Raw genomic sequence first — 19295 nt, forward strand, 5'->3', positions numbered from 1 at the left:
GCCCGCTCCTACGGTTCCTCCCGCCCCGTGCGGGTCAGCAGCGACACGGGACGCGTCGCGAACAGCTCCGCCATCCGCACCGTTCCCGAGAACCCCCGCCCCTGCGGCTCCAGCACATCCGTCCACCGGCCCTCCGGCAGTACCAGTTCCGTGTCCCGCCAGCCGCCCGCCTCCGCGAGCCGCAACGACAGCCGGGTGACGGCCGTGACGGTCTCACTCGAACGGCAGAACGCCACACAGTGGTCGGCCGCCGGGCCCACGGCCGTGAGCGGTGCGTACGTACCCGACTCGCCGAAGACCTCGGGGCGCCCGCTGCGCAGCCCCAGCGCGGCCACCGTGACGGCGTACTTCTCCGCGGACAGCCCGGACAGCCCGGACAGCCCGGACAGCCCGGACAGGCCGTCGCCGTCCGCGGCGGAGGGCGTGAAGTCGACAGGACGCCGGTTGTCCGGGTCCACCAGGGCGCGGAACTCCCGCTCCGTGCCCTGGTAGAGGTCCGGCACCCCCGGCATCGTCAGATGCAGCAGCGCGGCCCCGAGCACATTGGCCCGTACGTACGGTCCGAGCTCCCGCGCGAACTCCGCCACCGCCTCGAACGGCGGCCCCGCGGGGCCCGCCGCCACGAAGTCGGCCACCGCCTGCTCGTACGCCGCGTCCTGCTCGGTCCAGCTGGTGTGCAGCCCCGCCTCCCGTACGGACTTCAGCAGCGCGGCCGCCAGCCGCTCCCCGTCGGGCTCCCCGAAGCCGAGGGCCGTCTGCCACGCCGTCCACGCCAGATGCGGGTCGGGGGCGAGCACCCCGGCCCCGGCCAGTCGGTCCAGCAGCAGGGACCACCGCTGCGGACACTCGGAGAGCACCGCGATCCGGGCCCGCACGTCCGCGCTGCGCTTCGTGTCGTGCGTGGACAGCACGGTGCCGGTCGCCGGCCAGTCGCGCGCCAGACGCGTGCAGAAGGCGTGGAAGTCCGCCGGGCTCACTCCGGGCGCCCCCGGATCGCCGCCCACCTCGTTCGCCGAGATCAGCGGCGTGTACCGGTAGAAGGCCGTGTCCTCCACCGACTTGGCGCGCAGCGCCGAGGCCGTCTGGGCGAACCGCGCGCAGAACGCGGCGCGGTCCGGCCCCCCGCCCAGCTTCCCCAGCGCCAGATCGCGCACCAGATCGACGGCCGCCGCCTCCTCCGGCACCGCGAACGCCGCTTTCGCCTGCCGTACCGCCTCCACCGGAACAGCGGCCTCGGCGCTCTCGGGACAGGGCCCGCCCGCCGTCACGTAAGGGCGGTACACGGGAACGCGCACCAGCAGTTCCCGTACGGCTGTGCGCAGCGCCCAGGGAGCGTAGTCGCGCAGGGCGGGATCGGCGGCGCAGATCCGCTCGGCCGTACGGACGAGGAAACCGGTCTCGGCGGCCAGTTCATGGGTGAGCACCTTGTACGCCGACCGTCGTACGGTCGCTTCCCAGGAGCCGCCGCGGTCCCCGGGGGGGTTCGCGAAATCACGGTAGCGACCGGTCAGCTCGTCGGCGCCGGCCGGATCGGTGAACAGCCCGTCGATCCGGTACAGCGCGTCGTAACCCGTCGTTCCCGCGACCGGCCACGTGGCCGGCAGCCGCTCGGGACCGGTCAGGATCTTCTCCACGACCGTCCAGCGGCCCTCGACCGCCTCACCCAGACGCCGCAGGTACGCCTCGGGATCGGCGAGCCCGTCCGGATGGTCGATCCGCAGTCCCTCCACCACCCCGTCCCGCACCAGCTCCAGGATCTTCGCGTGCGAGGCGGCGAACACCTCGGGATCCTCCACCCGGACGCCGATCAGCTCCGAGATGGTGAAGAAGCGCCGGTAGTTCAGCTCGGTCCGCGCCAGCCGCCACCAGGAGAGGCGGTACCACTGGGCGTCCAGCAGCTCGGGCAGCGGCAGCCCCGCGGTGCCCTCGCGCAGCGGCAGCACGTGCTCGTAGTAGCGCAGGGTGTCCCCGTCGACCGTCAGCCCCTCCAGCTCGTCGCCGATCCGGTGCGCCAGCACGGGCAGGAGGACCTTGCCCCCGCCCGCTCCCCAGTCGATGTCGAACCACCGGGCGTACGGCGAGGCGGGCCCCTCTTTGAGCACCTCCCACAGGGGCCTGTTCAGGCTCTCCGGAGCCGGTACGGCCATGTGGTTCGGCACGATGTCCAGGATCAGCCCCAGGCCGTGCGCGCGGGCCGTGCGGGACAGCGCGCGCAGGCCCTGTTCGCCGCCGAGTTCGGCCCGCACGCGCGCGTGGTCGACGACGTCGTACCCGTGCCGGGAGCCCGGCACGGCTTCGAGCACGGGGGACAGGTGCAGATGCGAGACCCCGAGTGCGGCCAGATGGGGCACCGCCTCCTCGGCGGCCGAGAAGGGGAAGTCGGAATGGAGCTGCAGACGATAGGTGGCGGTGGGCGTCATGCGAACGTACGTACCCGCATTGAGGGCTTCTGTGTCATCGGCCCATGCGTCCGTGTGATGACCCGGTATTACGTTCGTCCGATGCCGGGAACCCTGCACACGTACCGCGAGGTCGTCTCCCTCACCGGGCCCGTGCTGCCCGCGTGTCGTTCCTCGGCAGGCTGCCGACCGCCATGTGTCAGCCCGGCAGCCTGCTGGTCGCCGAGACCAGCGGCAGCCTCACCACGGCAAGCCTGGTCGGCGGCGCGCTCGCGGCGGGCCGGACGGCCGGCGGGCCGCTGCTGGGCCGGGTGGCGGACCGTCACGGACAGCGCACCGTCGTCCTGACCGCCGCCCTCGTCGACGCGGTCGCCGTCACCGCTCTCGTGATCGCCGCCCTCGGCCGCGTCGGTACGCTCCCGCTCGCGCTCGTCGGCGCGCTCGCCGGAGCGAGCGTTTCCCAGGTCGGCCCGATGGCGCGTACGCGATCGGTCGCGCTCGCCCGCAGGAGCGGTGCCGACGAACGGCTCGTCGGCGCCGTCCTGTCGTTCGAGGGAACGCTCGACGAGGCGTCGTTCGTCCTCGGCCCCGCCCTGGTCGGTCTCGCGGCGGCCCTCGCGCACCCCGCCGCCGCGCTGCTCGTGGCCGCCGCGCTCCTCGCCGTCTGCGGTACCTGGGCATCCGACGGCGTCCCGGGTACGCTCCGCGTCCCGCACGGCATCCACCGTACGCACGAGCCTGCCCGGCGCGGTGTACGCGCCGCGCACCGCGACGGTGCTCCAGGGCGCCATGTTCGGCGCGTCCCAGGCCGGCATCACCGCGCTCACCGAGCGGCTCGGCCGGCCGGAGCAGGCCGGGCTCGTCTACGCGGCCATGGGCGTCATGAGCGCGGCCGCGGGGCTCGCCGTGGCAGCGGTACCGGCCAGGATCACCCTGACGGCCCGCCGGCGCGCCGGCGCGCCGCGACGGCCGCCCTGGTCGTGCTCTCCGTCCCGCTGCTGTCCGTGGAGTCCCTGGGGCGCTGTACGCCGTCGTCGTGGTCCTCGGCGTCGCGTACGCCCCGCACCTGATCACGATCTGCGGGCTGACCGAACGGATCGTTCCCGGGAACAGGCCGGCGGAGGCCATGGCCTTCCTGACGAGCGGCACAGTCGGAGGCCAGGCCCTGGCGCCGGCCCTCTCGGGGCGCCTCGCGGAGGACGGCCGGGCGCCCGCGGTCTTCGCCGTCGCGGTGGTGGCGGCCACGCTCTGCGCCGTACTGGCGTGGACCGCCCCCATCACTCCCGCAACGGCCGGGAGGAGGGCCGAGACGCTAAGCCGGGCGCTGCAGCACCACCAGACTGCGCCCGATCAACGTGACCCGTTCACCCGCCCCCACCTTGGCACCGCTCCCCGGAGGGACTCCGTCCGGCTGGGCCGTGTCGACCACCACCTGCCACTGCTTCCCGTGGTTGACCGGAACGGCGAACTCCAGCTCCTCGGCGCTCGCGTTGAACATCAGCAGGAAGGAGTCGTCCGAGATCCGCTCACCGCGCGGCCCCGGCTCCGAGATGGCGTGACCGTTCAGGAAGACCGTCAGCGCCTTGGCGTGGGCCGCCTGCCAGTCCCGCTGGGCCATCTCCTTGCCGTCCGGCGTGAACCACGCGATGTCCGACAGGTCGTCGTGCGTGCCCTCCACCGGCCGTCCGTGGAAGAAGCGCCTGCGCCGGAAGACCGGGTGGTCCCGCCGCAGCCACACCATCGCGCGCGTGAAGGCGTGGAGCGAGCCCTCCTCGTCGCCCTTCTCCGGCCAGTGGACCCACGACAGCTCGTTGTCCTGGCAGTAGGCGTTGTTGTTGCCGTCCTGCGACCGCGCGAACTCGTCGCCGTGCGACAGCATCGGCACGCCCTGCGACAGCATCAGCGTCGCGATGAAGTTGCGCATCTGGCGGGCGCGCAGCTCCAGGATCGCGGGATCGTCCGTCTCACCCTCCACCCCGCAGTTCCAGGACCGGTTGTGGCTCTCGCCGTCCCGGTTGCCCTCGCCGTTGGCCTCGTTGTGCTTGTCGTTGTACGAGACCAGGTCGGCCAGCGTGAAACCGTCGTGGCAGGTGGTGAAGTTGATCGACGCGAGCGGCCGGCGGCCGTCGTCCTGGTACAGGTCCGACGAGCCCGTCAGCCGCCCCGCGAACTCCGCGATCGTCCGGGGCTCACCGCGCCACAGGTCCCGCACGGTGTCCCGGTACTTCCCGTTCCACTCGGTCCACAGCGGCGGGAAGTTCCCCACCTGGTAGCCGCCCTCGCCCACGTCCCACGGCTCGGCGATCAGCTTCACCTGACTGACCACCGGGTCCTGCTGCACCAGGTCGAAGAAGGACGACAGCCGGTCCACCTCGTGGAACTGCCTGGCCAGCGTCGCCGCCAGGTCGAAGCGGAAGCCGTCGACGTGCATCTCCGTCACCCAGTACCGCAGCGAGTCCATGATCAGCTGGAGTACGTGCGGCGAGCGCATGAGGAGGGAGTTCCCGGTCCCCGTGGTGTCCATGTAGTACCGGGGATCGTCGGCGAGACGGTAGTACGAGGCGTTGTCCAGACCGCGGAAGGAGAGCGTGGGGCCCAGGTGGTTGCCCTCCGCCGTGTGGTTGTAGACGACGTCGAGGATGACCTCGATGCCCGCCCGGTGCAGCGCCCGTACGGCGGTCTTGAACTCCAGGACCTGCTGGCCCCGGTCGCCCCACGAGGCGTACGCGTTGTGCGGGGCGAAGAAACCGATGGTGTTGTAGCCCCAGTAGTTGCTCAGGTTCGCGTCGGCCAGCCGGTGGTCGTTGACGAACTGGTGCACCGGCATCAACTCGAGAGCGGTCACGCCCAGTTCCGTCAGGTGCGAGATGATCGCGGGATGCGCCAGCGCCGCGTACGTGCCCCGGAGCTCCTCGGGGAGGTCGGGGTGCATCATCGTGAGGCCCTTCACATGGGCCTCGTAGAGGATCGTGCGGTGGTAGTCCGTGCGCGGCGGGCGGTCGTCACCCCAGTCGAAGTACGGGTTGACCACCACCGAGGCCATCGTGTGCGGCGCCGAGTCCAGGTCGTTGCGCGAGTCCGGCTTCCCGAAGTGGTAGCCGTACACCGCCTCGCCCCAGTCGACCTCCCCGCTGATGGCCCGCGCGTACGGGTCCAGCAGCAGCTTGGCGGAGTTGCACCGCTTGCCCTCCTGCGGGGCGTACGGACCGTGGACCCGGTAGCCGTAGCGCTGGCCCGGCATGATGCCGGGCAGGAAGGCATGGCGTACGAACGCGTCGGACTCGCGCAGTTCCACCGCCGTCTCCGAACCGTCGTCGTGCAGCAAGCACAACTCGATCCGGTCGGCGGCCTCCGAATAGACAGCGAAATTGGTCCCGGCGCCGTCGTACGTGGCGCCGAGTGGGTAAGCCTCTCCCGGCCAGACCTGCATGCGATCGACTCTTCCACTTCTGATCCGGGTGCTGCGGGGTGCTTCGCACAAGATCTTCCCCGAAAGCGGGGCAACCACCTAGGACTTCGGACCGTCCTACCGGGTGACCACGCATACCCGGTATGCCAGTTGCTGTCGCGTGTGACGCGCGGGCGACAGGGGATCTGGGCAGAAGCAGGGGGGCAATGTGAACAGGACAGTGCGCCGTCATCTGGGAAAGGTGCTGGCGGGGGCCGCGATCGCGGTGACCGGGACCGCGGTGATGATCGGGGTGACCCTGCCGGATCCGGCGGGCGCCGACGACACGCGGCGCGGACCGGCGGGGGCCGCGGCAGCCACGGGGCCGGCCCCGGGCGAGCGGGGAGACCGCGGCGCCCAGGACGGCGAAAGCGCCCAGGGCGACGGGAGCGCCCGGAACGGCGGGAGCGCCGCGGGGCAGGCTCCGGAGCCCGGAGTCGTCGAGGGCGCCCCGGCCGAGGGCGAGCAGGGCATCGGCAGGGACCCGCTGACGGACGGCGAGCTGGAGCGGGTGGAGAAGCTCGCGCTGTCCCCGTCGCGGTTCGCCGCCGGCCGGGACGTCGAGGGGGACCGGGGGCTCCAGCACCTCGCCACGAACCTGAGCGAGATACAGCCGTCCGAGGTCGACGACGCCGCGCCGCCGCGCCGCGCGGAGGTCTCGTACTACGACTACAAGAGCGACGAGCTGGTGACGAAGACCGTCGACCTCGCCACCGGCAAGGTCGAGCGGACCGGCGTCCTCAAGGGCGTACAGCCGTCGCCCACCCCCCGGGAGAACCGCGAGGCCACGGAGCTGATCCTGGCGAGCCCGCTCGGCGAGGGGCTGAAGAAGGACTATCAGGACGCCATGGGCAAGCCGCTCACCTCGGCGGACCAGCTGTGGGTGAACGGCGGGATCTACCGGGTCGACCGCGAGGAGCGGGTGCCCGGGGCGCTCGCGAAGTGCGGAACACACCGGTGCGTCCGCGTCACGTCCAAGGTCAGGAACGGACCGTGGATAGACACCCGCGATCTCGTCGTCGACCTCAGCGCGAGGACCGTCGGCCGCATCGGCTGACGCTCTCGCCCGTCTCATCCTCTTCAGCCCCTTCCCGCACTTCCGTACGAGGGAGTCCATCCTCATGCACATCAACAGAACTTCTGGTGCCCGCAAGCGGGCCGCTGCAATCATCGCCGCCACCGCCCTGATGGGCAGCCTCGCGGCCGCGGGCGGGCCGGCCGCCACCGCGGCCCCCGCCGGCGCGCCCGGGGCGCCGGCCCCGGTCCCGGCCGACTGCAGCGCGGCGTACCGCATCGAGCAGAAGCTCGACGGCGGCACCACCTGGCGCATGTGCTGGAACTACGACAGCGACGCCGGCCTGGTCCTGGAGAAGGTCTCGTACCAGCCCAAGGGGGAGCCCGAGCCGATCCGCGTCCTGACGAGCGGCAAGCTCGCACAGGTGCACGTGCCGTACGACAACGGCCGGGAGGAGTACGACGACCTCACCGGCTACGGCTTCGGCTGGGGGCTCCAGGACCTGAAGCCGACCGAGTGCCCCGGCGGCACCATCAGGACGGTCCGGGTCCGCGACGCGGGCGACGTCAAGGGCCTGTGCACGACCACGCGTGCGCGCGGGCACGCGTACCGCCTCGCCAGCGACGAGGGGACCAAGGTCTGGCAGGCCCAGGGCAAGGACCTGCTCGTCTACACCGTCAACAAGGTGTCCTGGTACGAGTACATCACCGAGTGGCGCTTCTCCTCCGACGGCACCGTCTCCGCCAACGTCGGCGCCACCGGCAGCCTTTCGCCGGGCGACTACGACGCCACCGACGGCCGGGGCTGGCCGATCGGCAAGGGCGCGCGCGACTACGCCACCAGCCACAGCCACAACGTCTTCTGGCGGCTGAACTTCGGTCTCGACGGCAGCTCCAAGAACCGGATCGAGCAGTACGACTCGAAGGTCACCCCGCCGCAGGGCAACGGCAAGCCGACGACCAGGACCACCCGTACCCCCATAGCCAAGGAGCTCGCGGGCGACGCCAGGAGCATGCGGTGGTGGCGGGTCGTCAGCGCGACCGGCAAGAACAAGGACGGGCACCCGCGTTCGTACGAGATCGTGCCCGGCGCCTCGAACAAGCATCCGGGACGCAGCTTCACCAAGCACGACCTGTACTTCACCAACTACCGCAAGTGTGAACAGTTCGCGAGCAACAACATCCGCGACTGCGGCAGCGCGAACGCGCCGGACAGCGTCGACGAGTGGGTGAACGGCGAAACCCTCAAGAACCCGATCGCCTGGGTCAACATCGGGTTCCACCACATCGCCCGGGACGAGGACCAGCAGCCCATGCCGGTCCACTGGCAGGGTTTCCAGCTGGCCCCCAGGGACGTAACCGCTATGAATCCGCTCACTCCGGCCGATCTCGCCGGGCAGAACGGACGGTACGAACAACGGAGTTGAGAAAGGAGCCCGGGGATCCGGCTGCACCGCCTTCCGCTCCGGAGTACCCTTCCTTGATCGTTGGAGACGGGGCTTGCAGGAGCTGAAGGCGGTGCGTGGGTGAGCTCGGGAGGGCTGGAACTGCCCCCCGGTGACGCAGGTCACGAGGGGGGTTCCACAGGCGTCCCGCCCGGAGCGGTCTCGCTTGCGCGGCCGATGGAGATCGGGGCGGAGCTGGACTGGGGCGCGGACGCCTGGAGCGAGGTGCGCACGCGCGCCCAGCGGGCGGGGCGGGCCTACATCTGGCTCAACCTGGTGGAGCAGCGACTGCGCGCCGTCGTCGCCGCCGTGCTCCGGCCCATCTACGAGCCGGTGCACGGCGAGGACGACTGGGTGGTCGCGGCCGCGGGGCCGGCGGGCCAGGAGTGGGTGCAGCGCGCCGTCGCGGTACGGGAGGTGTCCCGCAGGAAGGGGTACCTGCTCGACCCGGCCGACGACAACGTCGTCAGCTTCCTCACGCTGCCGCAGCTGCGCGAGCTCATGGTCCAGCACTGGCCGTGCTTCGAGCCGTACTTCGACGACCGGCGCGACGTCGAGCTGGCCCTGGACGAGCTGGAGGTCACCCGCAACGTCGTCTCGCGCAACCGGGCGTTGTCCGAGGCGGTCCTCGCCCAGGCGGAGCGGGCGTCCGCGCGGCTCCTGGAGATCCTGGGCAGTGGGACCGGCGTGCCGTCGTCGGGCCGGCTCAGGGTCGACGCGGTCGAGGACCTGGTGGGGGACCGGTACGCCGATGTGGTCAGCGTCCACCCGGACCGGGTGCGCCTCCAGCGCCAGCTGCCCGCCGAGGACCTCTTCGGCGGGGCGCGGCGCCTCGACGCCATCGGCATAGGTCTGAACCTCCTCGTCCAGAACTTCTCCGGCCGGCGGCTGGTGCGGCTGGCCGAATCGGGTTGCCGCGTACGGCTGCTCTTCATCAACCCGGCGAGCAGCGCGGTCAAGCGGCGCGAGCGCGAACTCGGTCTGAAGAAGGGCGAGCTGAGCCGTTCGGTGGAGATGAACATCCTCCACACGCGGCGGGTGCGCTCGAAGCTGCGCGACCCGGGGGCGTTCGAGATCCACGTCTTCGACGAGACGCCCCGTTTCACGGCGTACCTGGTGGACGGGGACGGCTCGGACGGGCTCGCCGTCGTCCAGACGTACCTGCGCAGGGCGCGCGGCATGGAGGCGCCGGTCCTGGTGCTGCGGGGCGGCGGGCGCGGTGTGGTCAGGCACGGGCAGGACGGCCACGACACCGAGCACGGTCTTTTCGAGACGTACCGGGAAGAATTCGAAGCGGTGTGGGCGGACTCCCGGCCGGTTTCCTGAGGCATCCCGCGTCTCCCGAGCTCTCCCGCGGTCTCCCGCGGTCTCCCGAGGGCGTTGTCAGTGGTGCGTGCGAGGGTGGTTCCCACCGGGGAGCATCCGGGAGCATCACGAAGGAGGTCCCAGGATGGGATGGCACGGGGAACCACTGGTCGGGTTCGACCTGGAGACGACCGGCACGGAGCCGCTGGAGTCCCGGATCGTCACGGCTTCGGTCGTCGGCGTGGAGGGCGGCGCCGTGGTCCGCCGGCGCGACTGGCTGGCCGACCCGGGTGTGCCCATCCCGGAGCAGGCGTCGGCGATCCACGGCATCAGCAGCGAGCGGGCCGGGGCCGAGGGCAGACCGGCCCGCGAGGTGGCCGACGAGATCGCCGCGACGCTCACCGGCTACTGGGCGCAGGGCGTGCCCGTCGTCGCCTACAACGCGGCGTTCGACCTCACCCTGCTCGCGGCCGAGCTGCACCGGCACGGGCTGCCGTCGCTGGACGAGCGGCTCGGCGGCGCCGGTATCGGCCCCGTCATCGATCCGTACACGATCGACCGCGCCGTCGACCGTTACCGCAGGGGCAAGCGGACGCTGGAAGCCGTCTGCGCCGAGTACGGCGTGGTCCTGGACGGCGCCCACGAAGCCTCGGCGGACGCCCTCGCCGCGGTCGGAGTCGCCCGCGCGATAGCCGAGCGGCACCCCTCGATCGCGGCGCTCACCCCCGCCGACCTGCACGACAGGCAGATCCAGTGGTACGCCGACTGGGCGACCTCCTTCCAGGAGTTCCTCCGCAGGAAGGGCACGCCGGACGCGGTCATCGATCCGCGGTGGCCCCTGCGCGAGGTGGTGCCGACGGGGCGCTGAGCCCGGGCACGCGGACGAGTGCGGGGACGGTTCAGAACGGGTACCAGCGGACCTCGGGGTCGTCGTCACGCAGGGACGCCACCCGTCGGCGGAACTCGGCCAGTGCCGCCGGGCTGGACGGAGCGTGCTGTGCCACCCAGGCGCAGCTGGCCGTCTCGCGGGCCCCGCGCAGCACCGCGCAGCCGGCCCATTCGCGTACGTCCCAGCCGTATGCCGCGGTGAAGGCGTCGTACGCCTCGGGCGCCAGGCCGTAGCGGTCGCGCGAGAGGGCCATGACCACCAGGTCGTGCTCGCGGAAGTCGGCGGCGAAGGTCTCCAGGTCGACCAGGACCGGACCGTCGGGACCGGCATGGACGTTGCGGGGGAGCGCGTCGCCGTGGATCGGCCCCTGCGGCAGATGCGGGACGAGCGCGGCCGACGCGGCCGCGAAACCGTCGCGCCGCTCGCGCAGGTACGCCGCGTCGGCCGGATCGATCGCGTCGCCCGCGAGCCGCAGCCACCGCTCGACCCCGCCGAGCAGTTCCCGCCGGGGCAGTGGGAACGAGGGGGCGGGCAGGGCGTGGACCAGGCGCAGCAGCTCCGCGAGGTCCTGCGGACCCGCCGGGCGTACGGCCTCGGGCAGCCGGTGCCACACCGTCACCGGGTGGCCGTCCACCACGCGGGGCTTCGGTTCGGCGGCCCGTACGGCGGGGACGCCCGACGAGGCGAGCCAGGCCGCGACGGCCAGTTCGCGCTCGGCCCGCGCCACCAGTTCCGCGTCGCGGCGGCCGACCTTGACCACGAGACTCCCGGCCGCGAACACCGCGTTCTCGCCCAGTGCCAGCAGCTCCGCTCCGGCGGGAAGTCCGGCGGTGGCCAGCACCTCGCGTGCCCGTTTCTCGTCCATGGGCCCGATTCTCGCATCCGTGCAGGCCGGGTTGACGAACCAACTGCCCGTCAGCACGATGACGGGGGCCGCCGGGGCGGCCGGTCCCGTACGAGCCGCCCGAAGGAGTCGAATCCGTGACACTGGAGACCGCGAAGGCGCGGTCCGGCAGAAGGCCCGGCAGCGGCAGAGGGCCCGGCAGCGGCCGGGATTCCGGCAGCGGCAGGAAGCCCGGCGCCGGCGCCTGGTTCCTGGTACTGCCCGCGCTCGTCCCGATCCTGATCCTCAGCGTCGGCCCGCTGCTCTACGGCATCGCGCTCGCCTTCACCGATTCCCAGTCGGGTCGCACCACGCCCACCCAGTGGATCGGACTGCTGAACTTCCAGGACCTGTTGCACGACACGCTGTTCTGGGAGTCGTTCCGGATCGGCCTGCTCTGGGCGGTCGGGGTGACCGTGCCGCAGTTCCTGCTGGCGCTCGGTCTCGCCCTGCTGCTCAACCAGAACCTCCGCTTCCGCTGGCTGGCCAGGGCGCTCGCGATCATCCCCTGGGCGATGCCCGAAGTGGTCGTCGGCATCATGTGGCGCCTCGTCTACAACCCGGACGCCGGGATCCTGAACGAGACCGTCCGCGATCTGGGTCTGGGCGACGGCCGCGACTGGCTCACGGGCCTCGCCACCGCCCTCCCCGCCGTGATCCTCGTCGGCATCTGGGCGGGCATGCCCCAGACCACGGTCGCCCTGCTCGCCGGCCTCCAGAACACTCCGCACGAGCTGCACGAGGCCGCCGCCCTCGACGGCGCCGGCGCCTGGCGGCGCTTCCGTACCGTCACCTGGCCGGCCATCAAGCCGGTCGCCCTCGCCATCACCGCGCTCAATTTTATTTGGAACTTCAACTCCTTCGCCCTGGTGTACGTCCTGACGAACGGCGGACCCGGGGGCCGCACCCGCCTCCCCATGCTCTTCGCCTACGAACAGGCTTTCCGTTACGGCCAGTTCGGTTACGCCGCCGCCATGGGCTGCGTCATGGTCGCGGTGATCTCGGTGATGCTCGCCTTCTACCTCGCGGGCCGCCTGAAGGGAGGCGGCGACCGGTGACGCTCCGCACCAGCAGGTCCGCGCGCACCGGCCAGTACCTCGCGCTCCTCGTCTACCTGGTCTTTCTCGCCTTCCCCTTCCTCTGGCTGATCTCGACGGCGTTCAAGCCGCCGCGCGAGCTCGGTTCCCTGCACCCCACCTGGATCCCCGAGAACCCGACCCTCGACAACTTCCGCCAGGCCTTCGACGAGCAGCCCCTGCTGGAAGCCGCGCTCAACAGCCTGATCGCCGCGCTCTCGGCCGCCCTGATCGCGGTCGTCATCGCGACCCCGATGGCCTACGTCATGGCCCGCCACCGCAACAAGCTCTCCGCCGCCGCCACCGGCTGGGTCGTGGTCAGCCAGGCGTTCCCCTTCGTCCTGGTGATCATCCCGCTCTTCCTGATCCTCAAGAACCTCCACCTGGTCAACTCGCTGGCGGGCCTGATCATGGTGTACGTCGTGTGGTCGCTGCCCTTCGCGCTCTGGATGCTGGTCGGTTACGTCAGGGCAGTACCGCACGAACTGGAGGAGGCCGCCGCGGTCGACGGAGCGAGCCGGCTCCGTACGCTCGTCTCGGTCACCGCCCCACTGCTGGCCCCCGGCATCGTCGCCACCGCGCTGTTCGCGTTCATCACCGCATGGAACGAGTTCTTCTTCGCGCTCGTCCTGCTCAAGACTCCGGAGAAGCAGACGTTGCCGGTCGTGCTCACCCACTTCCTGGGTGCGGAGGGCGTGGCCGACCTCGGTCCGCTCGCCGCCGCCGCGTTCCTCGCGACCCTCCCCTCCCTCGTCGTCTTCGCCCTCATCCAGAAGCGGATCACGGGCGGCATGACGGCCGGGGCGGTGAAGGCCTGATGCGCATCGCCCGGCTCACGAAGCTCGCAGCCGCCGCCACCGCGCTCGCGTCGCTGCTCCTCACCGGCTGCTCGGACGGCGGCGACGACCGGGACGCCGATGGGAAAGTCACGCTCCGTTTCCAGTCGCTGGCCTGGCAGAAGGAGTCCGTCGACGCCAACAAGGAGCTCGTCGACGAGTGGAACGCCGTGCACCCCGACGTCCGGGTCGAGTACGTCCAGGGCAGCTGGGACAGCGTCCACGACCAGCTGCTGACCTCCTTCGAGGGCGGCGAGGCCCCGGACATCATCCACGACGCCTCCGACGACCTCGCCGACTTCGCGTACGGCGGCTACCTCGCCGACCTGAGCGAGCTGCTGCCCGCCCGGCTCAAGAACGACATCCCGCGGCGCAGCTGGCAGGCGACGACCTTCGGCAAGGGCGTCTACGGCGTGCCGTTCCTCCAGGAGCCGAGGGTCCTGATCGCCAACGAGAAGATCCTCAAGGCGTCGGGCGTGCGCGTCCCCACCCCCGAGAAGCCGTGGAGCTGGCCGGAGTTCCGGCAGATCACCAAAGAACTGAGCGCCGGTGACGGCAAGAAGTCCGGTGTCGCCTGGCCCCTCAAGGACCCGGTCTCCGCCACCCTCAACCTGGGGCTTTCGGCGGGCGGAAAGCTCTTCCACCGCGACGCCGACGGCAAGGTGCGGGTGCGCTTCACCGAGGGCGACGCCGTGGTCCCCCGCACCATCCGCGAGCAGGTCAACACCGACAGGAGCGCATCGGCGGCCACCCTCGGCATGGGCGGCTCGGACACCCTGCCCGGCTTCTTCGGCGGCAAGTACGCCATGGTGCCGCTCGGGTTCTCCTACCGCCAGCAGATCGTCCAGCAGGCACCCGAGGGCTTCGAGTGGAAGGTGCTGCCGCCGCCGGCGGGAGCCGGGAACCCGGCCCAGGGCGTGAGTCCCCAGACGCTGTCGGTGGCCGAGGACAGTCCGTACAAGAAGGAAGCGATGGAGTTCATCGACTTCTTCCTCCAGCCGGACAACATGGCGCGTCTCGCCAAGGGCGACTGGATGCTGCCGACCGGCGCCGCGGCGCTGAAGGACCCGGACCTGCGCGCCGAGAAGGACGGCTGGGCCACCGGCACCGCACTCGCCGAGCACCTGGTTCCGGCCCCGGCGCAGTCCGTACGCGGCTACCCCGAGTGGAAGGACAAGGTGGCGACACCGGCCTACCAGGAGTTCTACAGCGGGGCGATCGACGCCGAGGAGCTGGAGAAACGCCTTGTCGAGGACGGAAACCTGGTGCTCGCCCGCTACCAGCGCTGAAGCGTGGCGGCGGCGCGGGCTCCGAGGGAAGAGGGAATTCACATTGCACGAGACGTATCGTCTCGCCTAGGGTCGGGGCATGACCTCACCCAAGCCTGCTCACATCGCCATGTTCTCCATCGCCGCCCCCGGGCACGTGAACCCGAGCATCGAAGTGATCCGGGAGCTCGTCGCCCGGGGACACCGCGTCTCGTACGCGATCCCCGCCTCCTTCGCCGGCAAGGTCGCCGTCACCGGCGCCGACCCGGTGATCTACACCTCGACGCTCCCCACCGAGGACCACCCGGAGGACTGGGGCACCGAGCTGATCGACAACATCGAGCCCTTCCTGGGCGACGCCGTCCAGGCCCTGCCCCAGCTGGCCGCGGCGTTCGAGGGGGACGAGCCGGACCTCGTCCTCCACGACATCACCTCCTACCCGGCGCGCGTCCTCGCCCACCGCTGGGGCGTGCCCGCCGTGTCGCTCTCCCCGAACCTCGTCGCCTGGGAGGGGTACGAGGAGGAGGTCGCCGAGCCGTTGTTCGGCCCGCTCAAGCAGACCGAGCGCGGCCGGGCGTACTACGCGCGCTTCCGGGCCTGGCTCGACGAGAACGGCCTGAACGGCGCCGACCCCGACCATTTCGTGGGCCGCCCGTCCCGCAGCATCGTCCTGATCCCCAAGGTCCTCCAGCCGAACGCGGACCGGGTCGACGAATCCGTCCACTCCTTCGTCGGCGCCTGCCAGGGCGACCGCACGGACCAGGGCGACTGGCGGCGTCCGGCCGGCGCGGACAAGGTGCTGCTGGTGTCGCTCGGTTCGGCGTTCACCAAGCTGCCGGCGTTCTACCGGGAGTGCGTCAAGGCCTTCGGTGATCTGCCCGGCTGGCACGTGGTGCTCCAGATCGGCAAGTTCGTCGAGGAGTCCGAGCTCGGTGAGGTGCCGGCCAACATCGAGGTGCACCGCTGGGTGCCGCAGCTGGCCGTCCTCAGGCAGGCCGACGCCTTCATCACCCACGCGGGCGCCGGCGGCAGCCAGGAGGGCCTCGCCACCGGTACGCCGATGGTCGCGGTCCCGCAGGCCGTCGACCAGTTCGGCAACGCCGACATGCTCGTCTCGCTCGGCGTCGCCCGCAGGATCGACACCGAGGACGCCACCGCCGAGGCCCTGCGTGCCGCGGTCCTCGGCCTGCTGGCCGACCCGGAGGTGGCCCGCAGGGCCGAGGACATCCGCGCCGGCATGGCGTCCGAGGGCGGCACCGGGCGGGCGGCGGACCTCATCGAGGCCGAACTGCCCGCACGGTGAAGCCGGTCGGGACGGCCTGGCGGAAGCGGGACGTCACGGCCCGCACCCCCTGTGCCACCCTCGAGACCCCACCCGACGTCATCTCCGGCGTGGCCCCCGACACCCCCGACGCCTTATCCGGTGTCGAACCACGGCTTGCGGGCCGCCCAGAGCCCGACCCGTCCGGCGAACCGTGTTTCGGCCGTGGTGAATCCGAGGTCAGCCCCGAACGGAGCGGCCCCTTCACCGCTGATGTTCCAGATGTGTCCTCGATGAGGTCCGGTCACGGCGGGGAGCAGTGTGTGAGGCGCTCATACATGCCGCCCCTGTCGGTGCCCGGCACGACCGGTCCGCGGTCGAAGACCTGGCCGCGGACCGCACCGGTCTCCTCGGACCGCCTGGGGTCGTCCTCCCACGGCCACGCCGCGGTCGGCGGGAAGGGCCGGCCCACGTCCCGATCCGATCCGTCGCCCCCCAGCGGCCGGGCAGTTCGGCCAGTGACACGAGGCCGTAATCCGGCGGCCCGGAGAAGGACCCGTCGGTTGTCTCCGCGACGAACGTCCGGTACGGCTCGGGCAGGGCGATGCCGTGCCCGGCCCCGAAGGCGCGCACGGCGTCCCAGCCCGACGCCGATGCACCACCGTCGTCCACGTCGAAGGCGGCACGCGGGGCGGCGATGACCTCGGGGCCGGCGTGATCGGTTTCCACGAGCCCGGGAGGAGCGCCGGGCTCTGACAGTGGTCGTACGGAGAAGGGGGGCGGTGGCGGCGGTGGGGCGTAAGCCCCTTGTTCGTGAAGGGAGTTCGTGACTCTGTCCGACTTGGAGCCCGCTGCCCGTTTTTTTGTTGTGAAACCTTGTTGAGTAAGTGACGGGATCATGAAGCCCTTGATCTGCGCGCGTCAATCGGTCAGGGTTTCGAGCCAACCCCCGGAGATCTTCCGGTCCGGAGGCGAATCCCCCCACATTTTGACGAGGAGACCCCTCTTCATGGCACTTCACAAGCGTTCCAGCCGGCTGAAGTTCACCGCGGCGATAACCGCCGTGGCGGCCGCGGCCGGCGTGACCGTACTCGACTCCCCCTTCGCGGGAGCGGTTCCCGCCGCCCAGGGGCATGTGTACGGAGCCGGCGCCGAGGGCGCCGTCGCCGGCAGCTACATCGTGATGCTGGACGAGAAGACCGACAAGCAGGACCTGGCCGAGGAGTACGGCGGCAAGCTCCGGCGCACCTACAGCTCCGCAATCAACGGCTTCTCCGCCAACGGCCTTTCGGAGACCGAGGCCAAGCGCCTGGCCGCCGACCCGTCCGTCGCCAAGGTCGTCCAGAACAAGAAGTTCACGATCAACGCGACGCAGGACGACCCGCCGTCCTGGGGCATCGACCGCATCGACCAGCCCGGCACCGCCGGTGACGGCAAGTACACCTACCCGGACGGCGCGGGCGAGGGCGTCACGGCGTACGTCATCGACACCGGCGTCCGGATCACGCACAAGGACTTCGAGGGCCGCGCCGCCCACGGCTTCGACGCCGTGGACAACGACGACTCCGCCGACGACGGCAACGGCCACGGCACGCACGTCGCCGGAACCATCGCCGGCGCCGCGCACGGCGTCGCCAAGAAGGCGAAGATCGTCGCGGTCCGCGTCCTCGACGACAACGGCTCGGGCACCACCGAGGGCGTCGTCGCCGGCATCGACTGGGTCACCAAGAACCACCGGGGCCCCTCCGTCGCCAACATGAGCCTCGGCGGCGGCGCCGACGAGGCCCTCGACGAGGCCGTACGCAAGTCCATCGCCTCCGGCGTCACCTACGGTGTCGCGGCGGGCAACGAGTCCAGTGACGCCGGACAGGGCTCCCCGGCCCGCGTGAAGGAGGCCGTCACCGTAGCCTCCAGCACCCAGGGCGACGCGCAGTCCGGCTTCTCCAACTTCGGCCAGGTCGTGGACATCTACGCGCCGGGCTCGGACATCACCTCCTCCTGGAACGACAGCGACGAGGGCACGAAGACCATCTCCGGTACCTCCATGGCGACCCCGCACGTCGTGGGCGCCGCCGCGCTCTACCTGGCGGGCCACCAGGACGCCACGCCCGCGGCCGTCGCGACGGCGCTGACCGGGGGCGCCACCCTGGACAAGATCAGCAACCCGAGCGCCGGCACGCCGAACAAACTGCTGAAGATCGTCGAGTAGAGACGCGTCCGCGGCACCGAACGGGCGGGCGGCGTGCCCTCCCCCACGGGGCACGGCGGCCGCCTATCGTTTGGCGCATGACCACGACGTACGCCGCCCTGCTGCGCGGAATCAATGTGAGCGGGCACAAGAAGGTGCCCATGGCCCAGCTCCGGGCACTGCTGGCCGAACTGGGCCACCGGGAGGTCCGTACGTACCTCCGGAGCGGCAACGCGGTCTTCACCACCGACGCCTACGACGCCACCGACGCCTGCGACGCCGAAGAAGCGGAGGCGTCGCTCGCCGCGGAGCTGGAGAAGGCCATGGAGACGCACTTCGGGTTCACCGTCGACTGCCTGGTCCGCAGCGGCGCCTACCTGAAGGCCGTCGCCGACGCCTGCCCCTTCCCGGCCGCCGAGCCGGCGGGCGGACAGCTCCACGTCACCTACCTCTCGCACCAGGTCGGCCCCGAGCGGTTCGCGCCCGTCGACCCGGCGGCGTACCTCCCCGAGGAGTTCCGCCTCGGCGACCGCGCCCTCTACCTCTACGCACCGGACGGGCTGGGCCGCTCCGGGCTCGCCGGGGCGCTGGCGAGGCCGGCCCTCCTCAAGGGCGTCACCGCCACCACCCGCAACTGGAACACGGTCGCCGAACTCGTGGAGATGACCCGTGACTGACGACGCGATCCAGGCCGCCGTCGAGGGCGAGCTGCGCCTGCTCGACCCGGCCGTCCGCAACACCCCCGAACTCCTCGTCGAGCTGTTCCACCCCGACTTCCACGAGTTCGGGGTGTCGGGCCGCCGCTGGGACCGCGACTCGATCGTCGCGGCCCTCACCGACGAGTCCGCCGCGACGACGGCCCGCCCGATCACCACCACCCGGATGCGGGGCGTGCGGCTCGCCCCCGACGTGGTCCAGCTGACCTTCGACACCGAGAGCAACGGGCGCCGCGCCCACCGGAGTTCACTGTGGCGTCTGACGGACCGCGGCTGGCTCCTCTACTTCCACCAGGGCACGCCCTACGAAGAGGAGGACGACCCCGGCGTCACACCACCGTCCCCGTGACCCGCTCCGCCCGTACGGTCCACCGGCCGTCCGTACGGGCGATCCGCACGGGGTGGCCGAAGCACGCGCTGACCCGGCCCGTCGTCAGGACGTCGCCGGCGCGCCGCACCCCGCCCCGCCCCTTCCCGCTGTGACACTTCGCGGCTCCGCCGTGCGGGGGAGCGGGCCCCGGGTGCGGGAAGGGGAGGAGGGGGAAAGCCCCGCAGGGCACACAACCT

Annotated in this window: 16 protein-coding genes and 1 pseudogene; 13 read left to right on the top strand and 4 right to left on the bottom strand. The window is 71.5% G+C overall.

Going from position 1 to position 19295, the window contains the following annotated elements; translation table 11 throughout:
• Positions 1-8: 8 nt before the first annotated feature.
• Positions 9-2420 carry a malto-oligosyltrehalose synthase gene (treY, locus tag ABD374_RS29115; RefSeq protein ID WP_344499157.1) on the bottom strand — a complete coding sequence of 804 codons (2412 nt, stop codon included), beginning with the start codon at positions 2418-2420 and terminating at the stop codon, positions 9-11.
• A 143-nt stretch (positions 2421-2563) separates the two neighbouring features.
• On the opposite strand from treY, the gene ABD374_RS29120 reads away from it, so the two are divergent.
• Both ABD374_RS29120 and ABD374_RS29125 read left to right on the top strand, forming a co-directional pair.
• The gene (locus tag ABD374_RS29120; protein ID WP_344499159.1) at positions 2564-3469 is read left to right on the top strand and encodes an MFS transporter; all 906 of its coding nucleotides are present in this window, start codon (positions 2564-2566) and stop codon (positions 3467-3469) included.
• Positions 3436-3648 (top strand): annotated as a pseudogene (locus tag ABD374_RS29125) (MFS transporter); the annotation flags it as partial. The gene ABD374_RS29120 and the pseudogene ABD374_RS29125, both read left to right, overlap by 34 nt.
• A 63-nt stretch (positions 3649-3711) precedes the next feature.
• On the opposite strand, the gene glgX reads toward ABD374_RS29125, so the two are convergent.
• Positions 3712-5829 (bottom strand): glycogen debranching protein GlgX, encoded by a 2118-nt coding sequence (gene glgX, locus ABD374_RS29130; RefSeq protein ID WP_344499161.1) that lies wholly within the window; start codon positions 5827-5829, stop codon positions 3712-3714.
• A 187-nt stretch (positions 5830-6016) separates the two neighbouring features.
• On the opposite strand from glgX, the gene ABD374_RS29135 reads away from it, so the two are divergent.
• The 4 genes from ABD374_RS29135 to ABD374_RS29150 all read left to right on the top strand — a co-directional run bounded on the left by ABD374_RS29135 (position 6017) and on the right by ABD374_RS29150 (position 10479).
• On the top strand, positions 6017-6904 hold the full coding sequence (locus ABD374_RS29135; protein ID WP_344499163.1) for a Tat pathway signal sequence domain protein: 888 nt from the start codon (positions 6017-6019) through the stop codon (positions 6902-6904).
• 64 nt (positions 6905-6968) lie between these two features.
• Positions 6969-8288, top strand: coding sequence for a copper amine oxidase (locus ABD374_RS29140; protein ID WP_344499165.1), 1320 nt, complete (start codon positions 6969-6971; stop codon positions 8286-8288).
• Positions 8289-8387: 99 nt separating this feature from the next.
• The gene (locus ABD374_RS29145) at positions 8388-9632 is read left to right on the top strand and encodes an SAV2148 family HEPN domain-containing protein (protein ID WP_344499167.1); all 1245 of its coding nucleotides are present in this window, start codon (positions 8388-8390) and stop codon (positions 9630-9632) included.
• A gap of 124 nt (positions 9633-9756) precedes the next feature.
• The gene (locus tag ABD374_RS29150; RefSeq protein WP_344499169.1) at positions 9757-10479 is read left to right on the top strand and encodes a 3'-5' exonuclease; all 723 of its coding nucleotides are present in this window, start codon (positions 9757-9759) and stop codon (positions 10477-10479) included.
• Between the two features lie 31 nt (positions 10480-10510).
• Here the strand turns inward: ABD374_RS29150 and ABD374_RS29155 are convergent, their stop codons facing one another.
• Positions 10511-11365 carry a phosphotransferase enzyme family protein gene (locus ABD374_RS29155; RefSeq protein WP_344499171.1) on the bottom strand — a complete coding sequence of 285 codons (855 nt, stop codon included), beginning with the start codon at positions 11363-11365 and terminating at the stop codon, positions 10511-10513.
• A 116-nt stretch (positions 11366-11481) separates the two neighbouring features.
• Here ABD374_RS29155 and ABD374_RS29160 point away from each other — a divergent pair, with 116 nt between their 5' ends.
• The 7 genes from ABD374_RS29160 to ABD374_RS29190 all read left to right on the top strand — a co-directional run bounded on the left by ABD374_RS29160 (position 11482) and on the right by ABD374_RS29190 (position 19077).
• Positions 11482-12441, top strand: a complete 960-nt coding sequence (locus ABD374_RS29160) for a carbohydrate ABC transporter permease (protein WP_344499173.1) — start codon at positions 11482-11484, stop codon at positions 12439-12441.
• On the top strand, positions 12438-13277 hold the full coding sequence (locus ABD374_RS29165) for a carbohydrate ABC transporter permease (RefSeq protein ID WP_344499175.1): 840 nt from the start codon (positions 12438-12440) through the stop codon (positions 13275-13277). The genes ABD374_RS29160 and ABD374_RS29165 overlap by 4 nt, the downstream gene beginning before the upstream one ends.
• The gene (locus ABD374_RS29170; RefSeq protein WP_344499177.1) at positions 13277-14584 is read left to right on the top strand and encodes an ABC transporter substrate-binding protein; all 1308 of its coding nucleotides are present in this window, start codon (positions 13277-13279) and stop codon (positions 14582-14584) included. The genes ABD374_RS29165 and ABD374_RS29170 overlap by 1 nt, the downstream gene beginning before the upstream one ends.
• Positions 14585-14663: 79 nt before the next feature.
• The gene (gene mgt, locus ABD374_RS29175) at positions 14664-15866 is read left to right on the top strand and encodes a macrolide-inactivating glycosyltransferase (RefSeq protein WP_344499179.1); all 1203 of its coding nucleotides are present in this window, start codon (positions 14664-14666) and stop codon (positions 15864-15866) included.
• Positions 15867-16833: 967 nt separating this feature from the next.
• Positions 16834-18033, top strand: a complete 1200-nt coding sequence (locus tag ABD374_RS29180) for a S8 family peptidase (protein WP_344499181.1) — start codon at positions 16834-16836, stop codon at positions 18031-18033.
• A 77-nt stretch (positions 18034-18110) separates the two neighbouring features.
• Positions 18111-18689, top strand: coding sequence for a DUF1697 domain-containing protein (locus ABD374_RS29185; RefSeq protein ID WP_344499183.1), 579 nt, complete (start codon positions 18111-18113; stop codon positions 18687-18689).
• Positions 18682-19077, top strand: a complete 396-nt coding sequence (locus ABD374_RS29190) for a nuclear transport factor 2 family protein (RefSeq protein ID WP_344499185.1) — start codon at positions 18682-18684, stop codon at positions 19075-19077. The genes ABD374_RS29185 and ABD374_RS29190 overlap by 8 nt, the downstream gene beginning before the upstream one ends.
• Here the strand turns inward: ABD374_RS29190 and ABD374_RS29195 are convergent.
• Complete coding sequence (locus ABD374_RS29195; protein WP_344499187.1) at positions 19058-19288, bottom strand: hypothetical protein; 231 nt, start codon at positions 19286-19288, stop codon at positions 19058-19060. The two genes, ABD374_RS29190 and ABD374_RS29195, sit on opposite strands and share 20 nt — an antisense overlap.
• Positions 19289-19295: the final 7 nt, after the last annotated feature.

Origin of the sequence: Streptomyces enissocaesilis (genome assembly GCF_039533765.1) — a bacterium.
In the GTDB taxonomy this organism is placed as follows: domain Bacteria; phylum Actinomycetota; class Actinomycetes; order Streptomycetales; family Streptomycetaceae; genus Streptomyces; species Streptomyces enissocaesilis.